General features: G+C 72.6%; 8 protein-coding genes. 7 read left to right on the plus strand and 1 reads right to left on the minus strand.

Annotation, left to right across the window (positions count from 1 at the left end):
- From ACIWVC_RS13800 to ACIWVC_RS13825, 6 genes are all read left to right on the plus strand, one after another.
- On the plus strand, positions 1-205 hold a 205-nt coding region (locus ACIWVC_RS13800; RefSeq protein WP_396447703.1), incomplete at its 5' end, for a hypothetical protein.
- Between the two features lie 336 nt (positions 206-541).
- Positions 542-1,399, plus strand: a complete 858-nt coding sequence (locus ACIWVC_RS13805; protein ID WP_396447704.1) for a hypothetical protein — start codon at positions 542-544, stop codon at positions 1,397-1,399.
- A 296-nt stretch (positions 1,400-1,695) separates the two neighbouring features.
- On the plus strand, positions 1,696-3,480 hold the full coding sequence (locus ACIWVC_RS13810) for a PD-(D/E)XK nuclease family protein (RefSeq protein WP_396447705.1): 1,785 nt from the start codon (positions 1,696-1,698) through the stop codon (positions 3,478-3,480).
- A 12-nt stretch (positions 3,481-3,492) separates the two neighbouring features.
- Entirely contained in the window at positions 3,493-4,617 is a 1,125-nt protein-coding gene (locus ACIWVC_RS13815; protein ID WP_396454192.1) for a hypothetical protein, read from the plus strand.
- Complete coding sequence (locus tag ACIWVC_RS13820; protein WP_396454193.1) at positions 4,614-7,874, plus strand: hypothetical protein; 3,261 nt, start codon at positions 4,614-4,616, stop codon at positions 7,872-7,874. The genes ACIWVC_RS13815 and ACIWVC_RS13820 overlap by 4 nt, the downstream gene beginning before the upstream one ends.
- Positions 7,875-7,876: 2 nt before the next feature.
- Complete coding sequence (locus tag ACIWVC_RS13825) at positions 7,877-10,360, plus strand: RNaseH domain-containing protein (RefSeq protein WP_396447709.1); 2,484 nt, start codon at positions 7,877-7,879, stop codon at positions 10,358-10,360.
- Positions 10,361-10,529: 169 nt separating this feature from the next.
- Here ACIWVC_RS13825 and ACIWVC_RS13830 read toward each other — a convergent pair whose 3' ends face one another.
- Positions 10,530-13,163, minus strand: a complete 2,634-nt coding sequence (locus tag ACIWVC_RS13830) for an SNF2-related protein (protein ID WP_396454194.1) — start codon at positions 13,161-13,163, stop codon at positions 10,530-10,532.
- Between the two features lie 116 nt (positions 13,164-13,279).
- Here ACIWVC_RS13830 and ACIWVC_RS13835 point away from each other — a divergent pair, with 116 nt between their 5' ends.
- Complete coding sequence (locus tag ACIWVC_RS13835; RefSeq protein WP_396454195.1) at positions 13,280-16,279, plus strand: DEAD/DEAH box helicase; 3,000 nt, start codon at positions 13,280-13,282, stop codon at positions 16,277-16,279.
- Positions 16,280-16,509: the final 230 nt, after the last annotated feature.

Consider the following 16,509-nt stretch of genomic DNA (forward strand, 5'->3'; position numbering starts at 1 on the left):
CATTATCCGTCGTGCTGTCGACGCGCCTCCGTTCAAGGCCGATGTGCCAAACGACCTAAGAGCCGCTGTGATAGCTCAGGTCTACATACTGCTTTACCTCGTCGGCGAGGCGGACTTCGATCGGGCGGGTCTGGAGCAGTTCATCGAAGAGGCCACCGCCTACACCGAGCAGTGGCTTGCGGCACGGCAAAGCGAGCAGCGATAGACGACCTGCTGTGCAGGGCGTCTCCACCCGCTCGAAGACCGGCCGGACTTCCGTGTCAGGCCGACCAGTCGGTCGTGATTCTCACGACAACGGGTCACCTGTGCTCGGTTGAACGAAACGGTTTCAGGGGGCCCGTGGATGGGCGCATGAGGGCCTGGAAGTGGCAGACGATCCCCAACGACCGGCGAATGCCGGACGAGGGCCTGGGGACGTACGGCAGACTAAACGCGAGCGAAATGATTGGCGAAGGCTTTGCGGAGTGGCGGGTCAGTCCTCATCCGCGTTCGATATCACGGCCATCGGTCGGTTCATCGACGAGCACTTCAAAGGTAAGCGATGACGAGTATCATCCCGCCGCTGAGCAGTTGCGACTCCTGCATCCGATTGAAGTGGGTTCCGGATCCGGACTATGACCCCGAGAAGAGCCACGACCCGCTGGATACGGGGTCCATCTACTTCTGCGAAGCGTTCCCGGACGGGATTCCCAAGGACATCAGCCGCCTGGGATTCGACCATCGGCTTCCATACCCCGCGGACGGCGGTGTTCGTCACGAACTCCGTCCGGACAGGGCGAATATTCTCGCTTCCTTCGAGCGGGAGACTCCCCTCGGCGTTCGTACCAGGGATGTCAGCGCGAGCGCCCGGGAGTGGATGCGGCAGGTGACCATGCTGAAGGGGCGTCGGCTCAGACTTGCCGAATCTCTCATGGACGCGAAGGAACTCGTCGTGCCGGTCCGGGGTGACGGCAGACCGGCGACCTGGGATTTCGACGACTTCCGCATGCTCGGAGTGAGCAGTACAGGCCCGATCGAACTCGACTTCGATGAGTCCAGCGATTTCAGGGGGTGGAGCGCCAGTTCCCTGGAGCAGATCTCTACCGAGGTCGGTGAAGACGTGCTGCTGTACGTCGACAAGAAAGGGCCGCTGCTTCCCGTAGGCGCACTCCGGAGCTTCAACTTCTCCTTGTTCCGCGCGGCACGAGAGGCTTCCATCGAGCGGCTGCGTGAGGAGTTCCCCGATACCTTGGTCTACCGGCCGGAGGGAGAACGTGTGGCCTTCACATCGCTGCTGGCGCTTGAGGCCGCGAGAGGGTTCGGCGCCAAATGGGAGATGGTACGCGGCCGGGAACTGCTGGTGGAGGGCGCGGTGGCCCTCGATCCCGGCTACCCGCATCAAGTATTCCTGGAGCCGTAGTTCGACGGGGACTCGGGTCGCCGCTCCGTATGACAGCTGTGGTGTCGGCGGTAGTCCACCCCGAACTTGCCACGCATCTCGTCGCGCCACCTGACGGGGCAGCCCGGCCGGGCGCACGGAGCATGGGCTCCCGCATCACCAGCCCGGCCTCGATGGTCTGCCGCGGCCAACGCCGGCGGCGATCAGCAGGGTGACGTGGGGCAAGACAGGGCGGCCACAGTCAGCCGCTCCGGCACTGTGTGCATTTTTCCTCAAACTCTAGGTTGATTGAGTTCACGTGTGCTCTACTTGACGCCATGACATTACAACGTTGGACTGCGCCTGACGGGTTTCGCGGCGAGCCGCACGTCATCCGGCTCTCGGCGAGCGCGCTCGACCTGGACGGCAGGCACTGCCCCCAGCACACCGCTCTCAAGGCCCGGCCTCTGCTCCGGCCGCGCGTGTACGAGAAGCGCCGGTATGCGCCCTGGGAGACGTTCCCGCTGGGCTTGGTCCAGGCCGCGCTCGACCTGGTCGAGTACCGGGACATGACCGCCGACGCCGCCGTGGACAGCGTCGTCAGCGGGAACCGTTCGGCTGTCCATCCCGGCGTCGTGGTCTGGGTGAGGCACGCCTGCGACGCCTATCTCCAGGCCGCCGAATGGATCGCGGACGACCTCGAGGCGCAGGGGGTCGCGCTCGTCCCTGACCCGCTCCCCCGGGTCGTCCAGTACGAGTCGGCGGCGGAGCGGCGGATGCTCACCGCGTGGGGTCGCTGGTACACGTCGGCGGACGGCGACGTCCGCGAGTTCCGGCGGCTGCGGATGGGGCGCGCCGGAGAGCGCGACGCCCCCTCCAACCAGGCGCTGGCCTTCGTGGCGGCGGCGGGGCAGCGCGCCTCCGGGAACGTCTACCGGGACATACCGGTCAGCGTCGTTCCCGACGAGCGCGAACCGTCGCGGGTTCGGGTGGTGGAGGTGGTGCTGGCCGCCGGGGTGCGGCCCCGGGTCCTCGTGGACGACACGCCAGCCGAGATCCGCCGCGGCTACCGGGAGAAGACCCGGCACCTCGTCACCGACATCGTGTTCGCCGACGTCAAGCGGCCGGGCTCCGACTGCGCCGGCTGCAAGGCGCGGGCGTCCTGTGACGCGCTGCCGCAGGCGCCGGGGCTGCTGGGGATCAACGGCGGCGGCACGCATCGCCGCACGTGGTCGGTCACGACCGGACGGCAGTATCTCGTCTGCCCCGCGCAGGCCCACCTCCGCGAACTGCATCTTCCGGCGGCTACCTGGTCGGACGGTTCGGCGGCGCGGCGCGGCCGGGCCGTCCACCGGTGGCTGGAGGCGGCGCACAGCCGGGTCCCCGCCCGCGCGTGCACCCCGGCCGACCTCCCGGACGGCGACGCGGACGACCTCGGCCTGGCGGCGGCGGTCATGACGCCCGAGGAGTACCGGGAGGCGCGGCCGTACCTGGTCGCTCACCTCGCGTCCTGCTCCCTGGGGGCGGGTGGCCACGTCACCGCGGAGCCGACCGTCGCGGCCTATGACCCGGCGGCGGACGTGGTGGTCATCGCCTATCCCGACCTGATCCGCGACATCGGCGGCCGCGTCGTGTACCGGGAGCAGAAGACGACTCTGGTGGCCGTGCCGGGCGGTGACGCCGGCGAGGTGTTCGCGCGGGTGCCGCAGCTGGCGCTGGCCGTCCGGCTGATCGAGCACGGCGTCCTCGGCGGGGACGGGACCGGCACCGTCGAGCTGGAGACGTTGACGCCGGAGTCGGCGGAGGTCCTGTCGTTCGACGCCGCCGACCCGGCCGTGCGGGAGGCGGCCGCGCGGGAGATCAGGCGGATGGTGTCCGGGTGGCACGCCGACAGCGTGTTCAGACCCGACCCGGGTTCCTGGTGCCGGACCTGCCCGGTCGCGCAGTGGTGTCCCGACCGTGCCCCCGCCGACCCGAAGGCGCCGATCGTCGTGGACGGCGTGCGCATCGACCCCCGGACCGGAGAGGTCCTGAACGCGGCCGGACCGGTGAGCGACCGCGCGGGAGCGGTGTCCGACGGCATCGCCGACCCCGGCGCGGACGACGAGCCGCCCCCGTTCTGAGGAGCCCGGACCATGGCGAACACGGTGAACGATGCGCCGGTGGCGCTGGAACGCGCGGTGACGGCGGCGATCCGGGCCGGTCACGCCTGGAGCGTCCGGCGGGAGCGGCCGGAGGCGTGGGCGGAGATCGCCCGGATGACCGGCGTGATCATGCGGGCGTGCGGGCCCGGCCGTGGCCCGGCGACGCCGGCCGAACTGGTCGCGGCGCTCCGCCGGCCGCTCGGAACATGGCTGCCCGGCTGCGACGCCGCGGCCCGGGACCTGGTCGTCCTCGACGGGGACGACCAGCTGACCGACGCGACGTTCGAGATCGGCTGCGACTACACCGCCGAGGTCCTGGCCGGCCAGGACGACCCGGGGGCCGGCTGGCTGCCGGGGTGGCGGGTGCATCGTGCCGAGCAGATCGAGAAGGCCGCCTTCCAGGCGCTCCTCGCCGGCGGCGACGAGGAGTACAGCCGGGGACGGCGGTTCATCACCGAGCACCCGGCGGGGGTGCTCACCGAACTGGTGGCGGCGAGGAGCGAACTCGGCCTGCCGCCGCTCGTCCCCTACGGGGAGATCCCGGGTGAGCGGCAGCGGGACGGGTCGTGGTGGCCGTGTCCGGTCTGCCGGTGGCCGATGCGGGTTCGCGGGGCGATGGTCCGCTGCGACTTCCCTCGCCACGAGGCCGTCTACACGGTGTCGTCCGCGCCGCCGTCGCTGCAGCCGGCCGGTGGGGCCAGGCGTGCGCCGAAGAGGCGTCCGGCGGACGGCGCCGTGTGCGTCGACGAGTCGGTGTGGCGGTTCATCGTCGTGCCCGGTGTGGTCGAGGTCCGGCTGCACGACCGGATCGCCGCGCTGCCCGGTGTGCGCGCCGAGTTGTATCCGCGCAAGGACCTGTACGACATCCGGGTCACGTCGGCAGGAGACGGGACGTGGGAGTTCACGCTGGACGTCAAGGACTACGCGTCCGCCCGCGCGCTGGCCCGCAAGCTGGAGGAGCGGCCGATCGCCGCCGACCATCTCGTCCTGCCGCGCTACCGCAGCGACCAGGCCGGTGAGCTGCGGCGCCTGCTCCCCGGCACCGGCGTCAGCACGGAGGACCAGATCTACCGCCGGATCCGGCGGGTCGCCTCGAGTGATGGGAGGTCACGATGAGCCGCCCGGGCGGAGGGGGGCGCCGCGCGCGTGAGCGCACCTCCATCTCGTGCGCGCTGGCGTTGAGCGAGGCATTCTTTCCCCACCCGGACGGCACCGTGTCGGAGGCGCACGCCCATTTGCTGCTCACCGGGCGGATCGACGCGTGGCCCGGTTACTGGGATTTGGACGAGGACGACCGGCAGAGGGTGTGCGCACTGCTGCGGCACCGTCCGGACGAACTCGCCAGCGGGGAGTTCTTCGCGTCCGCGTTGAGGAGGGCCGCCGAATCCGGGTGCCTGGCGGGCTACCACGGGCAGGCCGGCGAACCGTTCAAGCCCGACCACGGCCTGCCCGCGCTGGAGCACGCGGACAGGTTGCTGGACGACCTGCGCCGTCTGCACCGCGACGGCGCCAGGGTCACCGGCACCGCCGCCCCCGGCCGGTACAGGACGATCCTGCGCACCGGGCCGCACGGAGCCGCGACGCCCACGACCCGCGCCGTCTACGACCTGGCCGACTTGAGCCCGCAACCCCAGACGGCGTTGCCGGTAGCGGACGCCCCGCGTCTGGACGAGGTGGTCTTCGAAGCCGATCGCCTGTGGGACATGGCCCGGCGCATCGACGCCGTCCGCGGCGAGCGGCACCGGCTGCCGCGGATCAACGAACTGTTCGCCAGGCTCGTCGACGGGAACGGGGACGCCGCCGGCGATGCGCTGCGCATCGGCGCCGGCGGGCTCACCAAGATCCTCCAGGCGCCGACCGGGTTCGGCAAGTCGGTGCTGCTGGAAGTCATGGGGACGCTCGCCGCCGAACGGCATCTGCCGGCCGCGCTCGTCGTCCCGACCCGTGCCGCGGCGCTGCGCTTGGCGTACCGCATCGAGAGCAACCTGTCGTTGCTCGGGATCCCGGCGTCCTGCACGCCGCTGCTGTCGCCGGCCAGGCTGATGGACGACGCGCAGAAGGCCGCGGTCGACGACCCGGACGGGTTCGGCGCCTGGGCGTACGAGCGGCTGTCGTACGGATGCGCGCTCGCGGCGTCCGCCGAGACCGACGCGGACGTGGAGGCGTGGCGGCCGGGGCACGAACCGTGCCGCGACCTGCGCGAGGCCCGTCCGGGCGGGGACGACCGGCCGGGCAGCCCGCGCGCCTGCCCGTGGCTCGCCGGGTGCGGCAAGTTCCGGCTGATGCGGGAGGCCGCCGGCGCCGACGTCATCGTCACCGCTCACCAGACGTTCTTCACCGGGCGGATGCACATCCCGCTCGAAGCCTCCGGCGGGGCGGCGCCCGCGACGTCGGACCGGCTCAGCGTGGAGGAGTTCCTGCTGCGCCACTGCCGGCTCATCGCCATCGACGAACTGGACCAGTTCCAGGCGGCGGTGATCGGCCGCAGCGCCCGGCATCTCGTCCTCGCGGACGGGCCGAACACCACGCCGCTGCACACGCTGGAGGACGAGTTCCGCACCGCGTTCGGGCAGGTGCCCGCCGAGATCGACGGGGCGGTCCGCCCGATCCTGTCTGATCTGCAGCTGCTGTCCATGGGATACGCGGCGAGCCTCGCGCACGGCTGGCTCCAGCCGGTCAGGGCGCACCGGCCGGGGTGGCGCACCGACCACTGGATCGTCCCGCGCGGCCAGGACGCGTGGATCACCGCGCGGCTCCTCGGGCTCGCCCCGGACGAGCGGGACGTCGCGCCGGAGGAGACGCAGGCACTCCATGACCTCTACACCGGTTCCGTCTCCGACGCGGCCGGCGCGCTGCGGCTCGCCGGAGTCTCCGAAGCCGACCGGGAAGGTGTCCTCGGTGAGATCGCCTCGATCCTGCGGGCGATCTCGGCGGGTTGCCGGGACGCCATCCTGCCGGCGCATCTGGCGCGGCTCGCCCGGCTGCTGGAGCCGGTCGTGCCGGACGACCGCGAGCGCGGCGCCCTCACCGAGCGCATGGTCCGCCGCGCCTACCTGGAGCCGCTGCGCCTGCGGCTCCAGGAGCTGTTCGTCCACACCTCGCACCTGCGGGCGGTCGGCGCCGAGTCCGCCGAGCAGGTCGCCGACGCGCTCGGCGGGCTGACGACGTGGACGGCGATGCCCGGCAGCCCGCTCGGCCGGCTGTTCCTGGCGTTCAAGGAGCGCCACGACCCCGAGTCGCCGCGGCAGTCGAAGCTGTCGATGGCCGCCTTCGGCGGCGACCCCCACGGGTACGTGCTGTATCTCGGGGAACTCACCGCGCGTGCGCGCGCCGGGGTGCCGAGGGCGGTCCTCGGGCTGTCGGCGACCTCCTATTTCCCCGGTGCGCCGCACCACCATGTGCACACCGCGCCCACGTGGAGTGTGCCCGACACCGACCCGACCGGGGTGACCGTCCTCCCGGCGCAGGCGTTCACCGGCGACCGGACGCCGATCCGGGTCTCGGGCGTCCAGGGGCGGCAGCGGGAGCTGAACCTGCGGGAGCTGGGCGAGTCCTTGCATCGCGCGAGTCTCCAGCCGGAACTGGATCGGCTGGCCGCGAACCGGGACCGGGCGGGGACGCCGGGGCGTGACTTGATCCTGGTCGCCACGACCTCCTACGCGAGTTGCCTGGACCTCGCCGAAGGGATGGTGCGGGCGGGCGCGGCGTCCGGTTCGCTGTGCGTCGTCGCCAGGCAGGACGACGAGCACGTGATGGCCGACTCGCGCTGGCACACGCTCACCGCGGACGAGGTGGAGCAGTTCCCGTCGACGGGGGCCCGCATCCTGATCGCGCCGCTGGCCACCGTGGAGCGCGGGGTCAACATCCTGGACGGGGCGGTCTCCGCGTTGGGCGCCATCTATCTCGTCGTCCGGCCCATCCCGATCATCGACGAGCCGACCGAACTGCTCGCCCACATCAACCACCGGCTGTGGGCGGAGCAGCGGCGGCGCGACGACGAGCCGCTCGACCGGCTCAGGCGGCGCATCAGCCGGGCGGGCCGGCACTTCGACGAGGTGGTGCGGTCGGCGCAGTTCTTCCGGTCGCAGCCGGGCTGGGTGCAGCACGGCGTCGTCGCCGAGATCGTCATCGGGCTCGTCCAGCTGGTCGGCCGGGCCCGCCGCGGCGGCACCCCCGGCAAGGTGTACCTGGTCGACCACGCCTTCTTCGACACGCGCGGCAGGTCGGACCTGCCGCATCTCATCCGCGAACTGCGGGAGGCGTGGGCCGCGTCCGGCGAGCTCGACCGCCTGCTGCGCCTCTACGGCCCCACCCTGCGGGCCTTCTTCGAATTCGCCGACCGGCGCGCGGCCGGTCCCTCCCCCGAGGAGTGACGATGTTGCAGACGTCCGCTTTCCGGCTTCCCGCCGAGACGCTCGGCGACCTGTGGGTGTATCCGCTGCCCGCCGGGGTCATGGACGCCCTCTCCGACCTGGGCAAGCGGTGGCGCGGCAGGAACGACCGCGCCCGTGCGCCGCACGCGTCGCTGGCCAACGCGCTGTCCGCGACGACGGGGCGTCCCGTGCTCATCCTCCCCCGGACCCGGCGGCGGGACGGTGACGTCCTGCTGGTGACAACGGAGCCGATCGACCCGGGCATCCTCGGTATCGCCGTCCGGGAGTGGGAACGGCTGTGCCGCGGCTCGGACACGAACGTGCTGGCGCCGCTGCTGGCCGGGGTCGCCCCGCTGCGGACATCCCTCGGCGACGCCGTGGCGCGGCCGGCCGCCGGGCGAGTGGCCCCGGAGCCGTGGATCTTCCGGGTGCTGCACTGGGTCGTGGCGCGGCGCCTGGCCGCCCGGCCCGTCGCCTTCGACGGGCGCGAGGTACCGTTCCGGCTCGACAGCGCCGGCTCCCTCGTCGCCTGGGACGACCCGGTCACCAGGCCGCGGCGGGGGCGGGAGGACGCGCGGGCGCTGATGCGGGTCACCCCGCACATCAAGACGGTGCCGGGCGTCGGCGATCTCGTGTGCGTCCTCGATGCGAGCCTCACGCGCCTGCACGACCGGCTCTACGACGTCCGGAAGGTGTGGATCGACCACGGCCGGGACCACGGCGGCGGCGCCCTTCTGCGGCTCCCGGTCGGATACCGCAAGGGGCCGGACGGCGGGTGGAGCGTCCTCGGCGACTTCAGCGCCGACATCGTCACGGCCTGCGGCTTGGACGCGCTGCCCTGGGGGCCGGACGTGCTGCGCGAGCATCCGGACCGCGTCCGGGCGGGGCGGGCGACCAGCGCCGAGCACCCGATCGGCTCCGGGGTCGGGCCGCGGACGTATCTGCGGCTCGGCGAGCACGCCGCGGAACTGCTGAACGCCGAACCGCTCACGTACCGGCCGTTCACCGGGCCGGGCAAGAGCGCGCGCCGCATGGAGGTGCGGGTCCGGGCGTCGGCCGACGGCTCACGCCTCGGCGCGGACGCGCTGGACGCCGCCATCGGCGCGGCCGGGCACGGGCGCCTCCGCATCGTCACGCTGACCGGGACGCCCGAGATGCGAAGGCGGCTGCGGGGAGAGCTGGAGAAGTACCGCCACGCCGAGGTGCCCGGCCTCACACCCGAACTGGGAGTCGCGCAGCGGCTCACCCGGCGCGCCGAGGTCGTCGGCTACGACGTCGCGGCGCTGCTGCGCGATGACCGGCCGGACGCCCCGGACCTGCTCTCCCAGGCACCGATGCTGAAAGCCGAACCGGGGACTCTCGTCCTGGCGCTGGTCGAGACCATCTACCCCGCGGACGAGGACGAGGGCGTGCCCGACGCCAAGCGGCCGCTCCGGCGGGCGCTGGCCGGGCTCGGGGTCGCCTCACAGTTCGTCGCGGCACGGCCGGCGGCGGACGAGCGGGACCATCCGGCCGAGGCGGCGCTCAAGGACCTGATGCGGGTCGGCGGCTTCAGCGACGGCCGGCTCCGGGACGCCACCGTCATGCAGCCCTACGCGCTGGACCGACCGGTCCGGCTCGTCGGCGTGCACGTGCGGCGGCAGAACGCCGCCGCGGCCAAGGCACGGCCCACGCTCGTGGCATCGCTGGTGGCGGTGCACGCCGATCCCGATCCGTCGCGGCCGTGGGACATGCACATGTACGTCCCCGGCCGTGGATGGCGTCCGCACGCCGAGGGCGTCGCGGCCTTCCACGCCGGGCCCATCGGGGCGGAGATCAGCCGCGAGCAGGCGTCCTTCGAGGAACTGCGCGACCTCGTCGACCAGGCCCTGGACACGCTTCCCCGGCTGGACGAGGACCCGGTCGTCGTGATGATCGACGCGGACGCGAGCCGCCGCGTGTGGTCCGGGCTCAGCAACCCGGGACTCGGGGCCGGCACGCTCCCCGGCGACGGGCTTCCGGACGCCGGCGGCATCACGGTCGTGCGGGTCTGCGCGGACGACCACGAGATCCCGCGTCCCGTGCACCGGGCGGCCGGCGGGCGGCGGCCCGCCGATCCGGGGCAGCCCGCCAAGCCGGACGGGCGGATCTACGTCCACGAAGGGGACGACGGCACGCGGAGCTGGCTGCTGGGGCGGACGTCGAAGACCTACGAGTCCGGGGCCGACGGCCGGTGCGGAGCCGCGTACACGCGCTTCACTCTGCCGCCGGAGAAGAAGGCGCTGCAAGGCAAGCCGTGGCACTCGTTCACGGGCACCGAGTTCGTGGTCGCGCGAGCCGGGCGGCTCCCGGAGGAGGCCGCCGTGTCGCTCGCCGCCCGGCTGTGCGCGCAGCCGGTCTCCTGGGACGGCCGCACGCGCTGGCCCGTCCCGCTTCACATGGCCCGAATCGCCGACGAGGACCACCCGTCCTACCGGTCGGAGGCCGACCACCCCGGCACCGGCTGAGATCCATGACCGCCCGGGGCGGGTCGACGTCCAAGGGACGATCCGCGCGCCGGCGAGCGGGCAGCCGGCGGTGGCGGAGCAAGGGTGACCGGCCTGTCGATGCCGGCGGTGACGGTCAGGGTGGGAGCCGGGCGTCGTGGGTGCGCGCGGTCTCGTGCACGCGGCGCCCCTACGGGGGCGGGGGAGGCTGGGAGAAGAGGCGTTCGCGTTCGGCGGCTATGACCTCGCGGGCCAGGTCGGCTTCGGAGATGTCGACGGCTTCGGGGGCGCTGGCGGCGGTCTCGCTGATGCGCGCGAACTCGTCGAACAGCTCCCGTTTGCGGGCGAGGATCTCGGTGACGCGCAGATCGACTCCTTCTTCGGACAGGAGGCGGTGGACCTGCACTGATTCGAGCTGCCCCATTCTGTGCGCCCGCGCGATCGCCTGCCATTCGGTCGTGGGCTTCAGCTGGGGTTCGCAGATGACGACCACCGAGGCGGCCTGGATGTTCAGGCCGACGCCTCCGGCGACGATCTGGGCGACGAGGACGGCGCCGTGGCCGGCCGCGGAGAACCGGTCGACTATCGACTGCCGCGCGGCGGCGGGCACCGAGCCGGTCAGCGGGCCGAAGACCTCGCCTGGAAGCACCTGAACCAGCCTGTCGAGCACCGCGCGGAAATGGGAGAAGACGATGACGCGGCGTCCGTTGTCCTCCGCTTCGGCGACGATCTCGATGAGCCGCTGGACCTTCTCTGACGTGTTCTGCAGCATCGCCGCCTGCCGCATCGTCATGAAGTTGCCCTCGGAGACGGCCTTCCGGTAGGCGAGGGAGTCCTCGTGCGACATCGGGAGCCATTCCTCGACCTCGACGAGTTCGGGCAGCTCCGTGAGCACGTCTTCCTGGTTGCGCCGCAGGTACGCCGGCGCCACCTGGCGGCGGAAGCGGCGCGGCGCGAGTTCCTCGGCGTCCACCAGCAGGTCGGGGCGCAGGTAGCCGACGAGGTTGCGGAACTCGTCGATGCGGTTCTCCAGCGGGGTTCCGGTGAGGAGGAGCGCGCGGTCGGCGGCGTCCATCACGCGCCTCGTCCGGCGGGTGCGGTTGGCGGACGGGTTCTTGATGTAGTGGGCCTCGTCGACGACGACGCAGCCGAGGCCGGGCATCGGGGCGGCGTTCTCGAACCAGGCGAGCGTCTCGAACGTGGTCACCGCCACTCCCCCGTTGCGGGCCCAGTCGCGTGCCGCGCCCTCGCGGCCCGGCCCGTGCACCCGGTGGGGGCGGAGCGACGACTTCGCGGAGATTTCGCGGACCCAGTTGGTCACCACCGCCGCCGGGCACACCACGACCGAATGGTGGTGGCCCTTGGCCCGCAGGTGGGCCAGGACGGCGAGGGCCTCCACGGTCTTGCCCAGGCCCATCTCGTCGCCGATGATCACCTTGCGCTGGACGAGCGCGAATCGCGCGCCGAAGCTCTGGTAGCCGCGCAGTGACGCCGACAGGTACTCGGTGTCGAGCTGGAGGCGGCGGACCGCTTCGACGATGTCGTCGGGGAGGTCCCCATGCGCCTTCTGCTCGTCCTCGGTCAGGAAGCCCAGCTCGGACAGCATGGCGAAATAGTCGGCGGGACGGCTCGTGAAGTCGTCCCAGGGGTCGCCCGGCGCCGCGCCGCCCGCGCCCGTGACGGAGCGGGCGCGGCGGCCGACCGCGGCGACCGTCTCCCGGAAGTCCGCGAGCTGCGAGCCGGCGGCGAAGACGATGAGGTGACTGACGTCGGCGGTGAGAGCCGACGCGAGCGGCGCCAGCGCTCGGGCGCGCGCGATGTCGGTCGTGGCGCCCTTCGTCCCGCGCACGGCGTCCCACGCCCCGAGGCGGCGGAGCAGCTCGGTCGTCTCGGCGGTGCGGTTCTTGATGTCGATGCGGACCGGCATCTCGTCGTAGGTGACCTGCCACAGCGTCTGCGCGGCGCCGCGCATCCGGGCGGCCGTGGTGGGTCCGATGCCGGGCAGGTGCTCCAGCCGGGCGCCGAAATCCAGCACGGACTGGACGGTGGTGAACCCCGCGTCGGTCAGGGGGCCGATGCGTAGCCGGTCACGTGTGGCGTCCTTGAGGCGCTCCACCGGCATGTCCGCCAGCATGCGCCGGGTCTCGGACATGCGGACGGCCTGCCCGGCGGACACGGCGGCCGCGCGGAAGCGGGCCTCGTCCCGGAGCGCGGCCTCGATGGCTCTGATCGAGTCCGGCAGGTCCGCGACCACCGTGCGGGGGACGACCTCCATCGGCTGCCCCAGGTCCGCGATCCGCGGGCCGAGGCCGACCCAGTCGGCGAGCGCGTCGGCGACGTCGACCTGGGCGATCCCGTTGGGCGGCGAGCCGAGGCGCTGCAGAAGGTGCGGGACACCGGCGGAGGCGCCCCACGCGCGGTAGGCCCAGAGGAACCGCGCCGCGCCCTCGCCCGTATCGCGCTTGGCTCGGCCGCTGAGAAGCCGCCGGGCGCCGAACAGGGCTTTCGCGTCGTGCAGCGCTCGCGCGACCTCGGAGTCGAGACGGCGGAGCGTCTCCTCCTCGCCGGGCGCCAGGGGCGGCTGGTGCAGCGCTCGGGCGGTCTGCGCCAGGAGCCGGCCGTCGGCCGGGCGCAGCGGCATGGCGCGCCAGGCGACCGTCCCGTCCCATCCGACGTTCACGACGGCCCGGCGGAGCGCCCCCGCGGCACTGTCGGCGGCCGAGGCGATCTCGTCGCGGTGCGCGAGGACGGCGCGGGCCCGGCCGGCCCAGCCGGCGACCTCGTCGCGTGCGCCGCGGAGGTGCTGTCGTTCGTTTCGTTCCATGCCAGAGCGTCGGTAGGTCTTTGCGGAGATGAGCCCCGAACGCCGACACTGGGCCCGGAACCTGACTTGCCGGATCTCAGAGTAGCGGCCGCCCGCCGTCCGCCAGGGAGTCTTCAGTGCTGCTTGAGGAGCTTGAGCCGGGCCTGCGCATCGAGGGGCTCATCCCCGCCGAGGTGCTGACCGTCATCGCCGTGCAGTGGCACGGCGCCGATGCGCTCGAACTCACCTACAAGGCGGCGGACGGCTCCCTCGGGCAGCGGGTGGTCTTCCGGAAGGACGAGGGCGGGCTCCGCGTCGCGCGGTCCGGCGGCCGCGCCTTCGACGCGCCCGCACGGGACTTCCGGCTCGCGGCGGAGGCGCAGCGCATCACGCTGGCGGGCCTGTCCGACCCGATGCTCGCGGTCACGACCAGCGACGTGCGGCCGCTGCCGCACCAGATCCGGGCGGTGTACGGGGAGCTGCTGCCGCGCACGCCGCTGCGGTTCCTGCTGGCCGACGACCCGGGCGCCGGCAAGACGATCATGGGCGGGCTCTACGCCAAGGAGCTCATCCTGCGCGACGACGTGAAGCGCTGCCTGATCGTCGCGCCGGGCGGGCTGGTCGAGCAGTGGCAGGACGAGCTGTTCTTCAAGTTCGGCCTCCGGTTCGCCCTCCTGACCAACCAGCTCGCCGACGCCCACGCCGGAGCCGGCGCGTTCGAGCGCAACCCGCTGCTCATCGCGCGTATGGACCAGCTGTCCCGCAACGAGCGGCTGCAGGGGCTGCTGAAGGAGACCGAGTGGGACCTGGTGATCGTCGACGAGGCGCACCGGATGGGGGCCCACTACTTCGGCGGGAGGGTGGAGAAGACCAAGCGGTTCCAGCTCGGCGAGCTGCTCGGCGGCCTGACCCGCCACCTGCTGCTGATGACCGCGACCCCGCATTCGGGCAAGGAGGAGGACTTCCAGCTCTTCCTCACCCTGCTGGACCGGGACAGGTTCGAGGGCAGGAGCAGGGCGCCCGCCGACACCGGCGGAATCATGCGCCGCATGATCAAGGAGGATCTGCTGACCTTCGAGGGCAGGAAGCTGTTCCCGGAGCGGATCGCCGAGACCGTCCCCTACCGGCTCACCGAGCTGGAGTACGACCTCTACGAGCGGGTCACGTCCTACGTGCGCGAAGGGATGAACCGGGCCGAGCGGGTCGGCGGGAAGCGGCGGAACACGGTCGGGTTCGCGCTGACGGTCCTCCAGCGGCGCCTGGCGTCCAGTCCCGAGGCGATCTACCGGAGCCTCGTCCGCAGGTCGGCGCGGCTGCAGCGCAAGAGGCAGGAGATCCTCGACGGCACCTACCGGGAGGCCGAGCCCCCGCTCGACCTGAAAGGGCTGGACGCCGACGAGTACAGCGCCGGGGAGGTCGAGGAACTCGAAGAGGAACTGCTCGACGCCGCCACCGCCGCGCAGACGGTCGCCGAACTCGACGCCGAACTGCGGGAGCTCGCCGAGCTGACCGCGGCCGCCGAGCGGGTCCGGCGCCAGGGCACCGACCGCAAGTGGGCCGAACTGTCCGCGATCCTGCGGGACAACGCGCTCACCACGGACGCGGACGGCAGGCCGCGGAAGTTCATCATCTTCACCGAGCACCGCGACACCCTCGGCTACCTGACCGCGCGCATCGGCTCGCTGATCGGCGCGCCGGGCGCCGTCGCGGCCATCCACGGCGGCGTCCCCCGGATCGAGCGCCGCCGGATCACCGAGGAGTTCACCCGGAACCCCGGCTGCCGCGTCCTGGTCGCCACCGACGCCGCCGGCGAGGGCCTGAACCTGCAGGCCGCCCACCTGATGGTCAACTACGACCTGCCGTGGAACCCCAACCGCATCGAGCAGCGGTTCGGCCGCATCCACCGCATCGGCCAGGAGGAGGTCTGCCGGCTGTGGAACCTCGTCGCGTCCAACACGCGCGAGGGCGAGGTCTTCACCCGGCTGCTCCTCAAGATCGAGGAGCAGCGGCGGGCGTACGGCGGCAGGGTCTTCGACGTCCTCGGCGAGGCCTTCACGGAGACCCCGCTCCGGGACCTCCTCATGGAGGCCGTCCAGTACGGCGAACGCCCCGAGGTGAAGGCCAGGATGCACCAGGTCATCGACCACTCGGTCGGCGACGGCCTCCGGGAGCTGCTCGCCGAGCGGGCGCTGGCGGCGGAGCACCTCGCCGACGCCGACCTCGCCGAGCTGCGGGCGGCGATGGACGACGCCCGCGCCCGCAGGCTCCGGCCCCACCACGTCGAGGCGGCCTTCAAGGAGGCGTTCGCCAGGCTCGGCGGGCGCATGGTCCAGCGCGGGCGAGGGCAGTACGAGATCGTCGACGTCCCCCCTCACATCCGGGCGGGCGGGCGAGGTCCCGTCTTCGGCCGCTACGAGCGGGTCGCGTTCGACCTGTCCCTCGTCCCGCCGGACGGCTCCGCGCACGTCGACCTGCTCGCCCCCGGGCATCCGCTGCACGACGCGGTGATGGAGCAGACGCTCCGGCACCTCGGCGGCGCCCTGAACGCCGGCACCGTTCTGGTGTCCCCGGCGCTGCGGGAGCCGCACCTCCTCGTCGGCGTCGTCGAGGAGGTCGCGGACGGCACCGGCGCCTCCATCGCCCGGCGCTTCGGCCATGCCTACGTCGACAGGTCCGGAACGGTCGTCCCCGCCGGGCCGGCGCCGTACCTGGACCACGCCGCCGCCCCGGACTCGCCCGCGGTGAGCAGGGCGAAGGCGCTGCCGTGGCCGGCCGACGCCGAAGAGCGCGCGAAGAGCTGGATCATCGCCCACCGGTTGCCGGCGTATCTCGCCGAGGTCCGGACCCGGCGGTCGGCCGAGCTGGCCCGGACCCGGGAACTCGTCACCGGGCGGCTCGAAGGGGAACGCGACCGGCTCCTCGCCGAGGCGGCCGCCGCGGCGGACAGGGAGCGCGCCGGCGAGAAGCCGAAGCAGTCGTCGGAGAGCCTCCGCCGCAAGGCGGTCGAGATCGACCAGCGGCTCCGCGGCCGGCTGGCGCTGCTCGACCGGCAGGCCCAGATGTCCACCAAGCCGCCGCTCATCGTGACCTCCGCACTCGTCCTGCCGAGCGCCATGGTCGATGGCCGCGCCGTCTGACGATCAGCGGGCGAGAGGATCAGCGGGCGAACGAAGAGGATGCCCTGCCGAGCCGGCGGCGTCCACCGGCATCGGGTGATTCGTCGAGGGCCTCCGCCGTGGTGGTCGAGTTCCGGGGTTGTCCGGAGGCGGCCGGGGGGTTGTACGGGGTTCAATCTTCTCGGAGGCCGGGGGCTCCTAGGATGTTCGGACCTGACAGCGTGTCAGGGCTGGTGGAAGGACGGTGCGGG

This window comes from Actinomadura sp., from assembly GCF_044508335.1.
In the GTDB taxonomy this organism is placed as follows: Bacteria; Actinomycetota; Actinomycetes; order Streptosporangiales; family Streptosporangiaceae; genus Spirillospora.